Annotated in this window: 13 protein-coding genes and 1 tRNA gene; 10 read left to right on the top strand and 4 right to left on the bottom strand. The window is 58.3% G+C overall.

The window, feature by feature from the left end:
* Window positions 1-91: 91 nt before the first annotated feature.
* Together CBB62_08285 and CBB62_08280 are read right to left on the bottom strand one after the other, a co-directional pair.
* The gene (locus tag CBB62_08285) at window positions 92-1,546 is read right to left on the bottom strand and encodes a hypothetical protein (protein ID OUT42267.1); all 1,455 of its coding nucleotides are present in this window, start codon (window positions 1,544-1,546) and stop codon (window positions 92-94) included.
* Window positions 1,547-1,592: 46 nt separating this feature from the next.
* A tRNA-His gene (locus CBB62_08280) sits at window positions 1,593-1,667 on the bottom strand.
* Between the two features lie 358 nt (window positions 1,668-2,025).
* Here CBB62_08280 and CBB62_08275 point away from each other — a divergent pair.
* The 3 genes from CBB62_08275 (at window position 2,026) to CBB62_08265 (ending at window position 5,995) form a co-directional block, all read left to right on the top strand.
* Window positions 2,026-2,364, top strand: a complete 339-nt coding sequence (locus CBB62_08275) for a transcriptional regulator (GenBank protein OUT42266.1) — start codon at window positions 2,026-2,028, stop codon at window positions 2,362-2,364.
* A 152-nt stretch (window positions 2,365-2,516) separates the two neighbouring features.
* Window positions 2,517-3,926, top strand: a complete 1,410-nt coding sequence (locus CBB62_08270) for a type I glutamate--ammonia ligase (GenBank protein ID OUT42265.1) — start codon at window positions 2,517-2,519, stop codon at window positions 3,924-3,926.
* A 218-nt stretch (window positions 3,927-4,144) separates the two neighbouring features.
* Window positions 4,145-5,995, top strand: a complete 1,851-nt coding sequence (locus CBB62_08265) for a hypothetical protein (protein OUT42264.1) — start codon at window positions 4,145-4,147, stop codon at window positions 5,993-5,995.
* A gap of 51 nt (window positions 5,996-6,046) precedes the next feature.
* Here the strand turns inward: CBB62_08265 and CBB62_08260 are convergent, their stop codons facing one another.
* A complete protein-coding gene (locus CBB62_08260) occupies window positions 6,047-6,451 on the bottom strand; it encodes an acyl-CoA thioesterase (GenBank protein OUT42263.1) in 405 nt (134 codons plus the stop codon).
* A 105-nt stretch (window positions 6,452-6,556) separates the two neighbouring features.
* Between CBB62_08260 and CBB62_08255 the strand changes: the two genes are divergently transcribed.
* The 7 genes from CBB62_08255 (at window position 6,557) to CBB62_08225 (ending at window position 16,941) form a co-directional block, all read left to right on the top strand.
* Window positions 6,557-8,566, top strand: a complete 2,010-nt coding sequence (locus tag CBB62_08255; GenBank protein OUT42262.1) for a DNA topoisomerase IV subunit B — start codon at window positions 6,557-6,559, stop codon at window positions 8,564-8,566.
* Window positions 8,567-8,573: 7 nt separating this feature from the next.
* Complete coding sequence (locus CBB62_08250; protein OUT42261.1) at window positions 8,574-9,164, top strand: hypothetical protein; 591 nt, start codon at window positions 8,574-8,576, stop codon at window positions 9,162-9,164.
* A gap of 192 nt (window positions 9,165-9,356) precedes the next feature.
* A complete protein-coding gene (locus CBB62_08245; protein OUT42260.1) occupies window positions 9,357-10,121 on the top strand; it encodes a hypothetical protein in 765 nt (254 codons plus the stop codon).
* 246 nt (window positions 10,122-10,367) lie between these two features.
* Window positions 10,368-11,702, top strand: a complete 1,335-nt coding sequence (locus tag CBB62_08240) for a DNA helicase (protein ID OUT42259.1) — start codon at window positions 10,368-10,370, stop codon at window positions 11,700-11,702.
* A gap of 161 nt (window positions 11,703-11,863) precedes the next feature.
* Window positions 11,864-14,170, top strand: a complete 2,307-nt coding sequence (locus CBB62_08235; GenBank protein OUT42258.1) for a hypothetical protein — start codon at window positions 11,864-11,866, stop codon at window positions 14,168-14,170.
* A gap of 102 nt (window positions 14,171-14,272) precedes the next feature.
* Entirely contained in the window at window positions 14,273-16,174 is a 1,902-nt protein-coding gene (locus tag CBB62_08230; protein OUT42257.1) for a hypothetical protein, read from the top strand.
* Between the two features lie 38 nt (window positions 16,175-16,212).
* Window positions 16,213-16,941 (top strand): hypothetical protein, encoded by a 729-nt coding sequence (locus CBB62_08225; GenBank protein ID OUT42256.1) that lies wholly within the window; start codon window positions 16,213-16,215, stop codon window positions 16,939-16,941.
* 11 nt (window positions 16,942-16,952) lie between these two features.
* Here CBB62_08225 and CBB62_08220 read toward each other — a convergent pair whose 3' ends face one another.
* Window positions 16,953-18,110, bottom strand: a complete 1,158-nt coding sequence (locus CBB62_08220; protein ID OUT42255.1) for a hypothetical protein — start codon at window positions 18,108-18,110, stop codon at window positions 16,953-16,955.
* Between the last annotated feature and the right edge of the window lie 30 nt (window positions 18,111-18,140).

Here is an 18,140-nt window from a genome sequence, read left to right as displayed (position 1 = left end):
CTAACAGTAGTCTTTGTGTATTTGTTTAGGCTTTGCAAATATTTTAAATTTTGAAAATTACTAGCAATATTTAGATAAAATTCGGCTCAATTTATAACTGCGCCAGCACCCGCGCAACACAACCCGGTAAGTCATCAGCAATAGCACCGTTTTCCGCCAGTTTTCCCGTCGCCCCATGCAGCCAGACCGCAGCCGGTGCGGCCTTGTCAGCAGGCATACCGCGAGCCAGCAGGGCACCGATAATACCGGCCAGAACATCACCACTACCGGCCACCGCAAGGCCTGACGGGGCATTATTGTTGATCAGCACCGACCGATCCGGCAGGGCGATAACCGTATCCCGCCCCTTGAGTATAATGATCGCCCCTGCCCGTTCGGCGGCATCTCTGGCCCGATCAATCCGGCAGCCGGTCAGATCGGGGAACAACCGGGCAAACTCGCCCTCATGGGGAGTCAGCACATGATGTGCACTCAACTGCCGAAACAAAGCATCGGGATCGTCGGCAAAGGCTGTCAGGGCATCGGCATCAATGACCGCTGGTCCCCCATGCTTGAGAACTGCACCGACCTTGTCCTTGCTATCCGCACTCAGCCCAAGACCCGGCCCGATGACGATGGCATCAGGCTTTTTCTCAACCAGCAGACTGGCAAACCGGTCGAGACTGTCCGCCTCTGAGACAATCAGCGCCCGCTCCCGGCCTCTATATATGTACGCCGCGTTCGTTGGTGCGGCGATGCCAACCAGCCCGGCACCGGCGCGCATGGCAGCCGATGCCGCGAGGCTGGCAGCCCCGGTCATCTCCGCCCCGCCCGCAATCCAGAGCCGCCCGCGCTCATATTTATGGCGCACATCAAGCCCCGGCAGCGCGTCGCGCCAGATCAGCGGGTCATTGAGGGCAGTTCTGATCGCTTCGGACACATTGGTCGGCGTGAGACCGATCTGGCCGATATGCAGCTGGCCACAAGCGCCACGACCGGGCATCAGCCAGTGGCCCGGCTTGGCCCGGAAAAAGCTGACCGTATGGTGAGCACGGATCGCCGCGCCCCGAACCGCGCCATCGGCACCGTCAATGCCGCTTGGCATATCAATCGAGATAACCGTCCTGCCGCTGTCATTGATCGCCCGAACCAGTGTCGCAGCATCGCCGTCCAGATCACGATTGAGACCGGCCCCGAACAGCGCATCGACATAATAAGTCGCGGCAACCGGGTTTTGCGGATCAGCCAGCGGCACATCATCACCCCAGAGGGCCACCGCCTTCTCACCATCACCGGAGGACGGCAGTGCGGCCAGACGACTGACGCTCACCGGCCAGCCAATCTCCCGCAACATCGCGGCAACCACGAGACCATCGGCGCCATTATTGCCCGGCCCACAGAGGACATGCAGCGGACGACAGGGCAAGGTCTCGAGGATATAGCTGGTCACGACACCCGCAGCATTGCGCATCAGCTGCCAGCTGTCGCCACCGGCCGCAACATAGGCACGGTCAGCCGATTGGGTCTGGGCAGGCGTCAGCAGCCAATTCTGATCGGGAAAATACATACCGATCAGATATCACAGATGAAAACGGTAAATGAAGCAGGGAAAATGGGGCGACTGACGGGGATTGAACCCGCGACAGCTCGGATCACAACCGAGTGCTCTACCGCTGAGCTACAGTCGCCATGACAAGCACAATAGGTTTGCAACTCATCAGAGGTCAGCGTTTTGGCCCAATGCGTTGGTAAAATCAAGGGGCAACCTGACGCAAAAATCATTTCGTTGCAGAACAACACTGCCCGTTTTTTAGGCAATCGCACATTTTTCGCGCATCAGAGCGACTAAAAACTGGCGTGCTGCCCTGACGCAATTTGACTAAATCATTGATAAACATGGCGCTTATGAGTCTGGCACAGCCCATGCTATGTGCGCGACGCAACGATCAACTCAGCAGATGATCAGATCAGCTCTCTCTCAAGCGGATTTTCAGTCGGCATCCTGTCGATTGGCCTGCCGCATTACACCAGCCTGAAAGCAAGCGTATGAAAAAGATAGAAGCCATCATCAAGCCGTTCAAACTTGATGAGGTAAAAGAAGCGCTCCACGAGATCGGCATCAAGGGCCTGACCGTTACCGAAGCCAAGGGTTTCGGTCGCCAGAAGGGTCACACCGAACTCTATCGCGGCGCTGAATATGTCGTCGATTTCCTGCCTAAAGTTAAAGTCGAAGTGGTCATGGAAGATGATCTCGTCGAACGCGCAATCGAGGCCATCCAGAACGCCGCCCAGACCAGCCGGATCGGCGATGGCAAGATCTTCGTTTCACCGATTGAGGAAGCAATCCGCATCCGCACCGGTGAACGTGGTGCAGAAGCGGTCTGATCAGCAGACAGCAGCACATATAAACAATCGGCCAGCATCAGAAGCGATGCGGATGTGCACAATGCGGGAAACACATTCAACGGTCGATCAGGGTTAGTCTCTACCCCGCTTTTCCCACTTATTCGTCAACAATCAAGGATTGGAAGGCCACCATGGCAGACGTAAAAGCGATCATGAAGATGATCGAAGAGAATGATGTTCAATACGTTGATTTTCGTTTCAGCGATCCACGCGGCAAGCTTCAGCACACCGCCCAACATGTCAGCACCGTTGATGAAGACCTTCTGACCGAAGGCATCATGTTCGACGGCTCCTCCATTGCCGGTTGGAAGGCGATCAATGAATCAGACATGATTCTGATCCCTGACCTGTCCACCGCTCATATGGACCCGTTTGCGGCCCAGCCACTGCTCAACATCTTCTGTGATGTATATGAGCCATCAACCGGTCAGCCATATTCCCGCGACCCACGCTCCACCGCCAAGGCGGCTGAAGCCTATCTCGCTTCTACCGGTATCGGTGACACCGCGTTCTTCGGTCCTGAAGCCGAATTCTTCGTCTTTGACGATGTTCGCATCAAGGTCGATCAGAACCATGTCATGTACAAGATCGACTCTGAAGAAGGCCCATACAACAGCGGCAGCGAATTCCCTGACGGCAACCTCGGCCACCGCCCTGGTCCAAAAGGCGGTTACTTCCCGGTTGGCCCGGTTGACAGCATGTCTGACCTCCGCGCCGAAATGGTCAGCGTTCTGGCCAGCATCGGTGTTCCGGTCGAGAAGCATCACCACGAGGTTGCACCATCTCAGAACGAACTCGGTATCAAGTTCGACACCATGGTGAAGTGCGCTGACAACATGCAGCTGTACAAATATGTCGTGCACAATGTGGCCGACGCGTATGGCAAGACCGCTACCTTCATGCCGAAGCCTGTTTTCGGCGACAACGGTTCCGGTATGCACGTTCACCAGTCGATCTGGAAAGGCAACGAGCCGACCTTCGCCGGTTCCGGTTATGCCGATCTGTCTGAAACCGCCCTGTACTACATCGGCGGTATCATCAAGCACGCCAAAGCACTGAATGCTTTCACCAACGCCTCAACCAACAGCTACAAGCGTCTGGTCCCAGGCTATGAAGCACCGGTTCTGCTGGCCTATTCTTCACGTAACCGTTCTGCATCCTGCCGTATCCCATACGTGACCAGCCCGAAAGCCAAGCGCGTTGAGGTTCGTTTCCCTGATCCGACCGCAAACCCGTATCTGGCGTTCGCAGCCATGCTGATGGCTGGCCTCGACGGCATCCAGAACAAGATCCATCCTGGCGATGCCATGGACAAGAACCTCTATGACCTGCCACCGGAAGAGCTGGCCGACGTACCTACCGTTTGCGGTAGCCTGCGCGAAGCCCTCGAATCGCTGGCCGCAGATCACGAGTTCCTGCTCAAAGGCGACGTCTTCAACAAGGAACAGATCGAAGGCTACATCGAGCTCAAGATGGAAGAAGTGGAAGCGTTTGAAACCATGCCACACCCGATTGAGTACAGCATGTACTACAGCGTTTAAGCGTCTGTTTTTAAAAGATTTAAAAACATCACTCGTTCAGGGGCGGTCAGCGATGACCGCCCTTTTTCGTGCCTGAAAAACCCTGAAAACAGGCACTTCCGGGAAAAACTCGATCGAGTAATCCACAGGATTTAGCGCATCAAAATTCGTTGCAACCACAAGATATTGTAGCCTCGGGCATCACCCACTGGGTCATTTTCTCTATGGTAACACGATCAATGGCGTCGATTTTTTCAGCACCTGCTGCCCCACCCCGCCTCCCTGCCCGCCTGCCAGCGCGCATGATGGCGACGGCCCGTACCAGCCTGCTTGCCTCGGCCATGGCTTTCTCCATGGCGACGGCAGCATCCGCACAGGCCTATAACCCGTATCTGGGCACCATGGACCCGCAGGCCGCCCCGCGGATGCCGGTAGAGGCAAGTGCCTCGAATACCGTCTCGGCCGGCATGCAGATCAAGGGCATCGCCGAAGTAATCGGCCCGGCCATGATCACCGTGAAGGGTTACGATCTGCGCCTGCACGGCATCATTGTTCCGCTCGAGCGCGCCGCCCAGACCAAGGCTTCAGCCGATCTGATCCGCCTGACCAAGGGCAACCCGGTGGATTGTGTCACCGTCGGTATGGATTCAGACGGCATCACCCTTGCCGCCTGTGGCACCGATCTGTATCCGAACCTGGCGCTAGCCCTGCTCGATGCCGGTCGGGCATTGGTTGACCGCCAGCAGGTTGCCGGCACCCCGGTTGCCGATCTCTATCTCGATGCCGAACGACAGGCACGCCGTGCCGATCTCGGCCTCTGGGGCAATGAGACCGGCCCGATCCCGACCCATACCGCCGGTATTGATCGCCAGATTACCGCCGCACCAACCTCGCTTGCGCCACCGGCGCCGAAGCCATTGGCTATGAATACGGGTTCATCCCGACCGGCGGTTTCCGGCGGTCCGATCATCCGCTTTGATGATGGCTCTTCAGTTGACATCAGCATGCTTGGTGCCGTGCCCATGGCCGGCGCACCCGAGCCTGTCGGCAGCTCCTTTGTTCCGCCGGACTTGCCTGCACAACAAGGCATTGGCCAATCGGCCTTTGATGCGGTCAGCTTCAACACCCTCGGTCTGCGCGCCCTGCCTGATGATCACCAGACCGGCATCCTCTCGGCGCAACCACAGGTCGCCTCCCTTGATGGCGGCGTCGAACTACCCGCCACCCTACCCGGTTTTGAGGACAAGAGCGCCCAGCAGTCACATAACAGCATGCTGCTCGGCCTGATCGGTCACCTCGATGACATCATCCAGCGCCACCGCGCCGCCAAGGAGCATGGCGAGATGTATCTGCCAACCCCGCCGGGTGAAGAACCACGCACGGTTCCACTGGAAACAGAAACCGTCGCACCACAGGACAGCGGCAGCGGCTATGCATTGCTCTGGGGCAGTCTGCTGGCCCTGCTCATCGCCGGGCTCGGCACCATGGCCGCACAGGCCTATCGCTGGCATCAGGGTATCTGGCCATGGGAGCGACGCAGCGTGAACAACAGCCTTGGCGTTGCCTGGGCTGATCGTCAGCGCCGGGCACAGAGCCTCGCCCAGACGCTCAATCAGGAAGCACTGAACCTGTCCTTCGCCCTGTCCGAGCGTGCAGATATTGCCCGACTGGCATCCACGACCCGCTCTGGCCAGACGGCCAGTGACCTGCGGGCATTGCGGATTAATCCACCCGGCTTTATCGGTGACAACTGGCAGGATATTGGTCGGTTCAGCCGCAGCATCGGTCTGCAGGCACGTATGCTGCACACCCAGATCGCCGAGTTCGACCGCCGGGTTGCCGATCAGGCAGCGCTGGCAACCGAGGGCCGTTTGCACACCAGCAGCGACAAGGTATTTGCCGCCCTCGCCAAACGGCTGGAGGAACTGTCACAGGCGGCCAAGCAACTGCATGTCAGCGTGAAGAGCCGCAGCCAGTCACCGAATCTGAAACGCCAGACCAAGCGCGTCGCGCGTCCGGTGCAGAAAGCGGTGCGGACCAGTGTCAGCTCACGGCAGGATGCCGGTTGGGCAGCGGCTGCCCGGGCATAACAGATGGTGACATACGGCGGAAACCTGTCTGACCGGCCGGAGGGATCAGGATCAGTCGGCCTCGGGCACCGGCCTTGGCTTCCGGTCCTCACCGAGCGCCACATAGGTAAAGTCGCCCTCGGTCACCTTGACCGTATCGCCATTGACCCGATTCCGGGCAAAAGTGGTAATGCGAACCGTAATCGAGGTGCGACCGACGCGTATGATCTCGGCGTAGCAGATGACATCATCGCCAACCATAACCGGTTTGTGGAAGGTCATGGCCTGTACGCCGACGGTAGCAATCCGGCCCCCGGCGCGTTCGGTTGCAACGACACTGCCCGCCAAATCCATCTGCGACAGCAGCCAGCCGCCGAAAATATCGCCACTCGGATTGGTATCGGCAGGCATGGCAATGGTGCGCAGCGCCGGACCGTCCGGGAATTTCTTTTTAAAGTCGTCCATGGAAAAGCCCATATGAGATTGTCTCCCTGATCCGGCGTTATAGACTATAAAGAACCAGCATCAAGATAAGAGCCGATACCGAAGAACCCGCAAGACCGCGAAGCAGCAGAAACCAAAATGTCCGATCTATTTGCCAACAAAGCCACAGCCGAAAACAGCTATACCGCTGCCGAAATCGAGGTCCTTGAGGGCCTTGAACCGGTCAGACGGCGTCCGGGCATGTATATCGGCGGCACCGATGACCGGGCACTCCATCACCTGTTCGCCGAGGTACTCGACAACTCCATGGATGAGGCGGTTGCCGGTCACGCCAACCGGATCGAGGTGTCGCTGGCGGCAGACGGTACGATCACGGTGAGCGATAACGGGCGCGGCATTCCGGTCGACCCGCATCCAAAGTTCAAGAACAAGTCGGCGCTTGAGGTCATCATGACCACCCTGCACTCGGGCGGTAAATTCGAGGGCAAGGCCTATGCCACCTCCGGCGGTCTGCACGGTGTCGGTATCTCCGTGGTCAACGCCCTCTCCGACAAGATGACCGTGGAAGTCGCCCGTGATCGCCAGCTCTGGCGGCAGGAATACAGCCGTGGCAAACCGGTCAGCACACTGGAAAGCGTCGGCGCAGTACAAAACCGGCGCGGTACCACTGTCACCTTCCATCCCGATGCCGAGATTTTCGGCGCGGGTGCCAAGCTGAAGGCCGAGCGCATCTACCGGATGTCCCGCTCAAAAGCCTATCTCTATAAAGGTGTCGAAATCCGCTGGCAGTGCGATCCTGAACTGCTCCCGGCCAATTCTGATGTACCATCGGAAGCAGTACTGCACTTCCCGGGCGGGTTGATGGATTTCCTTATCGCCAATCTCGGCGAAACACCGCTGATTACGCCCGAGCCGTTCCATGGTCAGGCCGACCTCGCCGATGATAAGGGCCGGGTAGAATGGGCGGTTGCCTGGCCGGTGCGTGGTGAAGGCTTTGCCAGCACCTATTGTAACACCATCCCGACCCCGCAGGGCGGTACCCATGAGAGCGGCTTGCGTACCGCCCTCGTCCGCTCGTTGCGTGGTTTCGGCGAGTTGGTCAACAATAAGAAAGCATCACAGATCACCAGTGATGATGTGATGAACGGCGCACAGATATTGCTGTCTCTGTTCATTCGCGATCCGCATTTCCAGGGCCAAACCAAGGAAAAACTCGCCAGTGCCGAGGCCAGCCGTCTGGTCGATAACGCCATCAAGGATCGGTTCGACCTCTGGCTGTCGGCCAATCCGGCTGCTGCCAAGCCATTGCTTGATGCGATTGTCGAGCGCGCCGAGGAACGCCTGCGCGCCCGTGCAGCCAAAGACACGAGCCGGAAGACCGCCACCAAGCGTCTGCGCCTGCCCGGCAAGCTCGCCGATTGCAGCCAGAACAATGCCGAGGGTACCGAACTGTTCATCGTCGAGGGTGACAGTGCGGGTGGTTCCGCCAAACAGGCGCGTCGCCGGGAAACTCAGGCCGTCCTGCCACTGCGCGGCAAGATCCTCAACGTCGCCAGCGCCTCGGTCGACAAGCTCAAGGCCAATCAGGAACTGAGCGACCTGTCACTGGCGCTGGGCTGCAAACTTGGCAAGGATTTCGATCCGGCAGACCTTCGCTATGAACGCATCATCATCATGACCGATGCTGACGTGGACGGCGCGCATATCGCCTCCCTGCTCATGACCTTCTTCTACAAGCAGATGCCGGGACTGATCGAAACCGGTCGCCTGTTTCTCGCCCTGCCGCCGCTCTATCGCCTCGCCCGCGGTGGTGTCGTCCATTATGCCCGTGACGATGCCCATAAGGATGAGTTGATGGCCACCGTGTTTGCCGGGCGCGGCAAGGTTGAGATCAGCCGCTTCAAGGGTCTCGGCGAGATGCCGGCCAAACAGCTGAAAGACACGACCATGGACCCGGACAAGCGTCAGATGATGCGGGTCTATATCCCACAGACCGCGATGGATGAGATCGAGACCGATGCGCCAAAGCCGGTTGGTGCCGATCCGGCCACCACGACGCTGGTGAATGAACTGATGGGCAAGCAGGCCGATGCCCGCTTCCGCTTCATTCAGGAGAATGCCCGGTTCGTCGAGGAAATTGATGTTTAGGCCACTTATGTTCCGGCCATTTGCAGCAAGCTGCCTGTTGGTTGTTGGCCTGCTTGCCCTGACCGGCTGCCAGAACACGACCCAGATCGGTGCGGCCTCGGTCCAACCTGCCTATCAGCCAAGCCAGCTGGGCTATGCCGCCGGTGGTGGCGACATGCAGGTGGTGGTGGTCGGCAATCCCTTCGAGCCCGGCGTCGATGATCCCGACTTTGCCGAAAACATGGCCATTGCCATGCGGGGCAAGCATTTCGGGCCTTATATCAACTTCACCACCATGCCCGATGACGAAGCGCGGGATAATTACCGTGTCGGCCTGATTTTCAATGCCAAACCGCCGATTACCGGTCTCAACCTGTGCCGGACCATGGCCGCCGGGAAGCGCCCGACGACCAGCGAATCGAGCGGCTCGATTCCGGTTAAAATGGTATTCTGCGTCGGCTCGAAGCTGCTGACCGAGGTGCTCGCCCATCTCGGCGGTGCCGATGGCATTACCACGGCAAAGGCCGGAAAACTCGTCGGCCAGATGACCACCCTGCTCCTGCCGCCGACCAATCCGGTCGTAGACGACCCGCTGGATTCAGACTTCAAGCCCTTCTGATTGCTAGGATTTTTTGAAATTTCAGAGATGGGACAGCAAGCGATCCCTGCCCGATCCCTCATGACTGCGCCACCGGAACCCCTGACCTGATAGCGCCGCAATCGCCTGTGGCAACTTCGTATCACGGGCCTGAACTAATCCACAGAACTGTCCACAGCATCATTGAGATGCCCCCTGACCAATTGTCCACTGGTGTCAGACACACCGCTGGCGCGTGGCTCGCGTCAGCATGACAATTGGGAAGGCAAGAACATGCGCTTACGCACCCTATGCGTAGCCATTGTTGCGACTGTCGGGCTATCCGGCTGTCTCGGCGCTGGTTACGGAACCGGAACCTCACGTACCTATATCGACCCGCTGAGCTATCAGGCCAATGAAAAGGGCTATGCCGGTATCTGGGATAACTACACCATGGCCCGCCGCAACGTGAATACCGAGATCCTCGGCAATCCGTTCAATATGGACAAGGAAGTCTTTGACCTTGTCGCCGCCCAGATCATGACCGATCAGCAACCGGGTCCGAAATTCTACTTCCAGCCCAAGATATGGAACCGCAATATCCCCGGCGAGGCAGCACGCCCGCAATACCGCTTTGTCATGGTGTTCAACCCCGGCGTGTCTGTCACCGGTCATGAGCTTTGTGCTGGTGCCCAGGTGCCGACCATCCCGGCCTATGACAAGCGTATCGTCATCCGCACCGCCTTCTGCCGCTACAATGAATACCTTACTGGCGCGACGACCGAGCGGTTTGATATCGACAGTGTTCGTGATCGGGATTTCACCCGAGCCATCTCCAATTCGCTCAGCATGACCTTCCCGACCAACCAGCATCTGGGGGGCGATCAATCCAAGGAAGACCGTCGTTATGACCAGACGCGCTACCACACAACGCTGTCATGCGAACGCCTCAATACCTGCGGTGGTGGCGATGGCCCCGGCTTCACAGGTTACTACTAACGATCTGATTTATAACGACAATCGGCGCCCCACACGGCGCCGATTGCATATTGTGCCAGTGCATAAGGCCAATATTTCTTTTGCACAAAGACAGGCGCGATTTGACATTGCGCCGCAAAATAACGATGTTTCGCCCTTAACGAGCGATGACACAGTCAGAATTGCTCGCTGTTTTCCATTGATTTCCGATCCGCTTGGCGGTCATCACCGAACCCGAACAGGTCGGTTTGCAAGGATGCGTTTCGCATGAATTTTGAAGAGCTTGGTCTTAACGAGAAGATTTTACGCGCGGTCGTGGAATCCGGCTATTCCGAGCCTACCCCAATTCAGGCCAAAGCGATCCCGCCGATCCTGATGGGACAGGATGTCGTCGGCTGTGCCCAGACCGGTACCGGCAAGACCGCTTCTTTCACCCTGCCGATGATCGAAATCTTGTCGACCGGACGTGCCCGGGCACGGATGCCACGTTCGCTCATTCTCGCCCCGACCCGTGAACTGGCGGCACAGGTGGCCGAGAACTTCGACAAATATGGCAAATACCTGCCCCTGACCAAGGCCTTGCTGGTCGGTGGTGTCTCCATGAACGAGCAGATCGAGAAGCTCGATCGCGGCGTTGACGTACTGATCGCAACACCGGGCCGCCTGCTCGACCTGTTTGATCGGGGCCGTATCCTGCTTTCCGATATCAAACTGCTGGTCATCGACGAATGTGACCGGATGATGGATATGGGCTTCATCCCGGACATTGAGAAAATCGTCGGCCTGCTGCCCAAGCGCCGCCAGACCCTCATGTTCTCGGCTACTCTGGCGCCGGAAATCCGTCGTCTGGTCAACAGCTTCATGATGACCCCGAAAGAGGTCTCGGTCGCACCACCAGCCAGCACCTCCAAAAATGTCGCGCAACATCTGGTGGAAGTTGCCCCACGGCAGAAGAACAAGAAACTGCTGGCTATTCTCGCCGACGAGAAGATCAAGAACGCCTTTATCTTCTGTAACCGCAAGCGTGATATCGACGGCGTCAAACGGGCACTCGACAAGGCTGGCTATGCCGCCGGTCAGATGCACGGCGATATGGTGCAAAGTGCGCGAACCGAGACCCTGCAGAAATTCAAGAATGACGAGATCAACATTCTGGTCTGTTCCGACGTTGCCGCCCGCGGCCTCGACGTCAAGGGACTGAGCCACGTCTTCAACTTCGATGTGCCGTTCAATGCCGAGGATTATGTCCACCGGATCGGGCGCACCGGTCGCGCCGGCATGACCGGACGGGCTTTCACCTTTGCGTTGCCTGATGAAGCAAAATACGTCGAAGCAATCGAGAAACTGACCGGTGGTGAGATCCCTCGCCTTTCAGTTGACGAGAGTGGCGACAAGCCTGCCAAGAAGCCTGTTGAGAAAGCGGCCTCCAAGCCCAAAAAAGCGGCAAAAAAAGAGCCTGCACCGGCGAAACAGGAAACCAAATCTGCAGCCAAGCCGGAGCGGCAGGACAATGATAACAATCGCCGCAATCGCCGTCGCCGTGACGAGCCGGACGACAATGTCCTCGGTTTTGGTGACGACGTCCCGGCCTTTATGCGCTGACTTACCCCCGCAATTCATGTTTTCTGCCAGAACTTCTGTCGCGAAGTTGCTGTATGGATTGAATTATTCGTGGTTTTAAGGCATCACGACGTCACTGGTAATTCCTGTTCACACCAAACCGGTTGACCTTGGCACCTCTTGCCGCGACACAATCGCCCACTATGCACGTCAGAAAACAGCTTCTCTCCTTGCGCGCAACGCAGCAGAAAACCTTGCCCAACATGATTGGCGGGCCTGTTTTCGCACAATCGACTCACCGCCTGCTCGCCGGTGTTGCCCTCAGTGCCCTGCTACTCGTGCCATCCCTTGCGGCGGCACAGGAGAAGTCAAGCTTCAGCGACGGCAATGGCGAAACGCCGATCTATTTCACCGCCGACGAGCTGATTTTCGAACAGAACGAGAGCTTCGTCATTGCCCGTGGTTCGGTCGAGATCATCCGCGACAACCGGGTACTGACGGCTGATGAGGTCACCTTTGACCGCAAGGCCAATGTGGCGACCGCCAAGGGCAATGTCACCCTGACCCAGGAAGATGGCAATGTCCTGTTCGCCGACCAGTTCGAGCTGACCGGTGATCTGCGTGAGGGCTTTGCCGAGCGCCTGCGGGTACTGCTCGATGATGACAGCCGCCTCGCATCCGCTTCTGGTGAGCGATATGATGGCGAGGTAACCGTGCTGAACCGGGCGGTCTATTCGCCCTGTGATCTGTGTGAGGAAGACCCGGAAGCCCCGCCACTCTGGCAACTGCGCGCCGACCGGGTGGTGCATGATGGGGTCGCCAAAGACTTGATCTACCGCGATGCCACCATCGAGTTTTTCGGCGTCCCGATATTCTATACCCCCTATTTCGCCCATCCCGATCCAACCGTGTTCCAGCGCACCGGCCTGTTGAGCAGTTCTTTCGGAAGCGACAGCGATCTCGGCACCTTCGTCACCGCCGAATATTACATCGGCATCGATGAGAATACCGATGCCACGCTGAATACCATCATCACCACCGATCTCGGCCCGGCCCTTGGCGGTGAGTTCCGCAAGCGCTTCAGCTTCGGTGATCTGGAGATTGCCGGCAGCATTTCCAATGCCGACCGTCAGGAAGGCGTTGGCGCCAATCGTCGAACGGTTGATGACAGCTTCCGGGGCCATCTGAAAGGCACTGGGCGGTTTGACCTGACCAACAACTGGCGGACCGGTCTCGATCTCGACATCACCAGTGATGACACCTATCTGCGCGAGTTCAATATCTCGGATGAAGATATTCTCGAGAACCGCCTCTATACCGAGTATTTCAAGCGCCGCGACTACGCCAATATCGAGGCGTTCTATTTCGAGGATATTCGCCCCGGCGTGATGGAGGATGAACCGCTGGTCATTCCATCGGCCGAGTGGAACCTGCTTGGCGATCCGGGCGCAATGCTTGGCGGGCGCTGGTCGGCTGATCTGGGCCTGCGCAGCATGACCCGCAGTTCCGGCGTTGACAGCACGCGGGTTTCCGGTGAGGCCGGATGGCGGCGGCGCATGATCTCCGACACCGGTCTGGTGGCTGATATGGACCTCAGCCTGCGGGCTGATGCCTATTTCGCCAACGACCTCTACAGCGACCCGAATATTATCTCCAGCGACAACAACGATACCGACACACGGATTTTGCCACAGGCCCAGCTGACGCTTGGCTATCCCATGGTGCGCAATGCCTGGGGCTTCCGTCAGACCATCGAACCCATGGTCTCGCTGATCGCCTCACCGGAAATCGACGATCACCAGAATGATCTGCCGAATGAGGACAGCACTACGATCGAATTCGACTTCTCCAACCTGTTCAGCGACAACCGCTTCCCCGGTGAAGACCGGCTGGAGAGCGGCACACGGGTTGTCTATGGCGCCCGGTTTGCGATGGAAAACGATGCCGGGATCGGCAAGCTGTTCCTAGGCCAGTCCTACCGGTTCAGCGATGATGCTGTCCTGCCGCAGAATTCCGGCCTTGAGGACCGCAGCTCTGATATTGTCGGTGGGTTGCGCATGTCGGCCCATGGCTATGCCGATGTGAACTACCTGTTCCGTTTTGACGGTACCGATTTTGGCTCCGGTCGCCATGAGGTCAGCTTCAATGGCGGTATCCCGGAATTGTATCTGGGCGGTACCTATCTGTTCAGCGAAGGCATCCAGGCAACCGACATTGTCGATGACCGGGAGCAGCTGTTCCTCACCGCTTCATCGCAATTCGACGACAACTGGGTTGCCGGTGGCTTCCATCGACGCGATCTCGGGGCCGAGGCAGGTTCACTGCAAACAGGCCTGTTCCTTACCTATCAGGACGAATGTTTCGTGTTCTCGGTACAGGCCAGCCGCGACTTCACCTTGCGTGATGGTATCGAGGAAGGTGATTCCATCTTCTTCCGTTTTGCACTGAAAAATCTCGGCGAATTCCAAACACCGAGTTTCGGTCTCGACTTCCTGAGAGACGATCCCTAATCTGGCATGATCCTGATTCAGGCTGATCCATACAGGCCCGGTTGCGGTGCCTGTTCCGCGTGACGAGCCAGCCACCCAAAACAGCAACGATATCCCGCCCTCATGATCCTCGATCCGTCGATCCATATTGCCGTTGTGATTGCAATGCTGTTTGCCGTCATGGTGGCCTTCGCCTGGGAGAAATATTCTCTCGAGGTCGTCGCCATGGTGACGATTACGGTGCTGCTGGTGTTCTACCAGCTATTCCCGGTACTGGATGATCAGGGCAACAACCTGCTCTCGACCCAGACCCTGTTGAGCGGGTTTGCCAACCCGTCCCTTGTCGCGGTGGTCGCCCTGCTGATCATCGGTCAGGGGCTGGTGCAGACAAATGCCCTCAGCCCCGGTGTCAGGCTGCTTGAGGCGACATCGAGCCGGGCACCGATGATCGGCATCCTGATTGCCCTCGGCATCGTTCTGACCATCAGTGGCATGCTCAACAACACCCCGCTGGTCATCATCTTTATCCCGATCATGCAGACACTGGCGGTTCAGGCGAAAAAGCCGCTGACCACGATCATGATGCCGCTCAGCTATGCCGCCATTCTGGGTGGCATGACCACGGTGGTCGGATCATCCACCAACCTGCTGGTTTCAAGCTCGCTCACCGATCTCGGCTATGACGCCATTGGGTTTTTCGCGTTCCTGCTGCCCGGCTCGGTGCTGGCCATTATCGGCTTTGTCTATGTTGTGCTGGTACTGCCGCGCCTGCTGCCCAATCGCGGCTCACTCTCCGCTGAATTTACCGGCAGTGGCAAGCAGTTCATTGCCGAACTGGATGTGACCGAGGACAGCAGCCTGATCGGCAGCAAATGCGTCAATGGCAAATTGGAGCGCCTGCCCGATATTACCCTGCGGCAGGTGCATCGCGGCTATATCGTCATCGGCCCACCATTCGATGAGTATGAGGTTCGTGCCGGTGACGTTCTGATCGTCGCGGCAACCCGCAATGCCTTGTCAGAGGTCCTATCCTCCACCGCCAGTGATCTCCTGATCCCGCAGGCGGTTGCACCCTCCGACAGCGACAGCAGCTATAGCAACAGCGATGGCGAAGACACCCTCAGCGCCGAAAAAACCGAGCGGTTGCGTGAACTGGGCCGGGAGCGCCTGATTGCCGAGGTGATGATTGCCCCGGCCTCCCGCCTCGCCGACCGGACAATCGATCAGCTCAACTGGAACGAACGTTTCGGCGGGATTGTCCTCGGTATCCAACGTCGCGCGCGGATGATGCGCGGCCGTCTGCCGGACATGCGCCTGCAGGCCGGTGACGTGCTGCTGATCATGGGCAACCGGGATATGCTCAAGACACTCGATCCCGATCCCGATCTGCTGGTCCTTGCCCGCAGCCTCTACGACATGCCGGTACCCGGTCGGGCCAAGCACGCGATTGCCGTGTTCCTGATGACGGTCGGGTTGGCCGCATTCGGACTGCTGCCGATTGCCGTTGCCGCCCTGCTCGGCGTGACCGGCATGATCCTGCTCGGCTGTCTGAATATCCGTCAGGCAATCCGCTCCATCGACCGGAAGATCGTGCTGCTCGTCGCGGCCTCCCTCGCCCTCGGCGCTGCCATGCAATATACCGGTGCCGCCGAGTTTCTGGCTCAGGGCTTCTTCACCATCTCCGGCGAGCCCGGTCCGGCGGTGACGGCCAGCCTGTTGTTCCTGATTGTCGCGATTGCGACAAACCTGCTCAGCAACAATGCCTGTGCGGTCCTGTTCACACCGATTGCCGTCAGCCTCGCCGAGGGTTTTGGTATGGACCCGCTCGGGTTTGCCATCACCGTCGTGCTTGCAGCCAACTGCTCATTCGCCAGCCCGATCGGTTACCAGACCAACCTGCTGGTCATGGGGCCGGGCAACTACCGGTTTATCGATTTTATCCGTGGTGGAACGCCGCTGGTTTTCCTATTGTGGGTCGCCTATTCGGCCATGACCCCAATGCTGTTCCCGATGACAACCCAGTAGAACACGGCCCCTTAAAAGCCCAATAGAGCATACGTACCATGTCAGGATTATTCGAGACCCGCCGCCAACAGGAACGCCGCCGCACCAAGCGCCGCCTGCTGACCTTCTTCTTCATCCTGTGTATTGGCGGATCGGTTGCCGGTGGCTTCTATCTCGGGCGACAGGAACAGGTTGGCCGCGAGGATGCGCTGAAGGCGGAGATCGAAACCCTGAACAAGGCGCAGAATGACCTCGTCACCGGTCTCGCACAGGTGCAGGCTGCAGCCGACGAGGCTAAGAGCGCCTATGAAGAGCTGGAGACGCAGTATCGCGCCGATGTGCCAAATGACGACATTCTCGAGGTCGCGCGCCTCGCCGGACAGCGGCTGGATGCGGGCATCCCGCTCGACCGCCTGCTCTATGTTCTGCAGCGGGTCGATGAGCAGGATGATTGCGACAGCATTGACGTGAAGCGCTTCCGCCCGACCACCCGCCTCACCCCGTCCGATATGCCGGGCAGCAGCGTCAGCTTCAATAACGGGGCGCTCCAGATCACTGCCACCGGCGATACCGATGTGGATGAGGAACGCAACCCGGTGTCATGGTATGACCCGGCAGAGCCGCTTGATATTACGGTTGAGCTGATTGATGGCAGCGAGATCAAATTCTCCGGCACCCTGCCGATTACCCATCGGGAAGTGCGCGGCGATGACGAGCATCGTTTTGCGTTCAGTGAGGGACCACGCAGCTTCATGCTGGTCACCTATCAGCACTGCCCGTTCCCGTAAGCGAAACGACTTTATGAAACCGCAGGCTTGTTGACGGCAGGGAACGGCACCGGCTGTCTGGTGCCGGTGATCCATGCCATGACGGTTGCCAGCGGTGTCGGACGCGCCTGTCGCCAATCGCGGTGCCGGGCATAGCGCATGGCCGGTTGCTCGATCAGGATAAAGCTGAGGCTCGACAGCAGCAGCGTTGCAGCACAGGCGACAGCGAACGCGCCCCAACCCTTCCAGCCATAATGCAGCCCGATCGCCACCATGACCACGGCATGGAGCAGATAGATCGAATAGCTGATATCGGACAGCCAGGTAATAAGACGGCTGCGCAAAGCAGGCAGACGCAACAGCAGAACCAGCAGTGCTGCCATCGCCAGCCCATGTGGTGCCAGCGGATTAACCCCGTGATGGGCAAAGGGCGGCACTTCCGGAAACGCAAACGGCACCGCGCAGATGAGCAGTAGCAGCGGGATCAGGCGCAGATAGCGGTAATAGCGATAGACCAGAAAACCGGCGATGAAAAAGCCGATCTGCGCCGGAAAGGCCGACTGGATAAACAGCACCTGATAGGCCGGGTGAATGGCATCCATCACCGCCTTGCCACCATAGAGCGGGTCGAGATCGCCGCTGCGCGCCAGATAATACCAGAGGAAGGACACGGCAATCAGCGCGACGGATGCCGCCAATGCCCATGGACGGCGCAGGAACACAACCGCCGGGGCGAGTACATACCAGAGCACCTCAATGGTCAGGGTCCATTCCACATGCAGGGTGGAAAACCGCATCAGCTTTTCCGGGAACAGATGCTGGAGCATGACCAGATAGCTGAGGAAGCCGAGCGGATCTTCGGCGATTTTTGAGATTTTCAGTGACCCGACAGCAAAGCCGATCACCAGAAACAGCGTAATAAAGGCCGGATAGATACGGAAGAACCGGTGCCGGATATAGTCAGGCAAGGCATGTTTCTCGGCACTCTTGCCAATCAGATAGCCGCTGATCAGAAAGAACAGCAGTACGCCGATCAGGCCACCGGCCATACCGAAAATCGGGGTTTTGACACCGAGATAGGCATAGGCATGGTGCAAAAACACCGAACTGACCGCCAATGCCCGGATAATATTGATATTGGTTTCAGTCGGCGTGACCGGCGCGGCAAGCCAGGATGGCAGTTTCAACATCTGACGTGCCTTGCCCCATAAACCAACCGG

The organism is Micavibrio sp. TMED2, assembly GCA_002168225.1.
GTDB lineage: Bacteria > Pseudomonadota > Alphaproteobacteria > TMED2 > TMED2 > TMED2.
This window is presented reverse-complemented; position numbering and strand designations above follow the sequence as displayed.

Excerpts from the sequence above, each read along its gene's own strand:
- CBB62_08240 (OUT42259.1), top strand. The coding sequence starts at position 10,368 with ATGAATTTTGAAGAGCTTGGTCTTAACGAGAAGATTTTACGCGCGGTC.
- CBB62_08220 (OUT42255.1), bottom strand. The coding sequence starts at position 18,110 with ATGTTGAAACTGCCATCCTGGCTTGCCGCGCCGGTCACGCCGACTGAA.
- CBB62_08230 (OUT42257.1), top strand. The coding sequence starts at position 14,273 with ATGATCCTCGATCCGTCGATCCATATTGCCGTTGTGATTGCAATGCTG.
- CBB62_08260 (OUT42263.1), bottom strand. The coding sequence starts at position 6,451 with ATGGGCTTTTCCATGGACGACTTTAAAAAGAAATTCCCGGACGGTCCG.
- CBB62_08225 (OUT42256.1), top strand. The coding sequence starts at position 16,213 with ATGTCAGGATTATTCGAGACCCGCCGCCAACAGGAACGCCGCCGCACC.
- CBB62_08250 (OUT42261.1), top strand. The coding sequence starts at position 8,574 with ATGTTCCGGCCATTTGCAGCAAGCTGCCTGTTGGTTGTTGGCCTGCTT.
- CBB62_08275 (OUT42266.1), top strand. The coding sequence starts at position 2,026 with ATGAAAAAGATAGAAGCCATCATCAAGCCGTTCAAACTTGATGAGGTA.
- CBB62_08235 (OUT42258.1), top strand. The coding sequence starts at position 11,864 with ATGCACGTCAGAAAACAGCTTCTCTCCTTGCGCGCAACGCAGCAGAAA.
- CBB62_08270 (OUT42265.1), top strand. The coding sequence starts at position 2,517 with ATGGCAGACGTAAAAGCGATCATGAAGATGATCGAAGAGAATGATGTT.
- CBB62_08285 (OUT42267.1), bottom strand. The coding sequence starts at position 1,546 with ATGTATTTTCCCGATCAGAATTGGCTGCTGACGCCTGCCCAGACCCAA.
- CBB62_08255 (OUT42262.1), top strand. The coding sequence starts at position 6,557 with ATGTCCGATCTATTTGCCAACAAAGCCACAGCCGAAAACAGCTATACC.
- CBB62_08265 (OUT42264.1), top strand. The coding sequence starts at position 4,145 with ATGGCGTCGATTTTTTCAGCACCTGCTGCCCCACCCCGCCTCCCTGCC.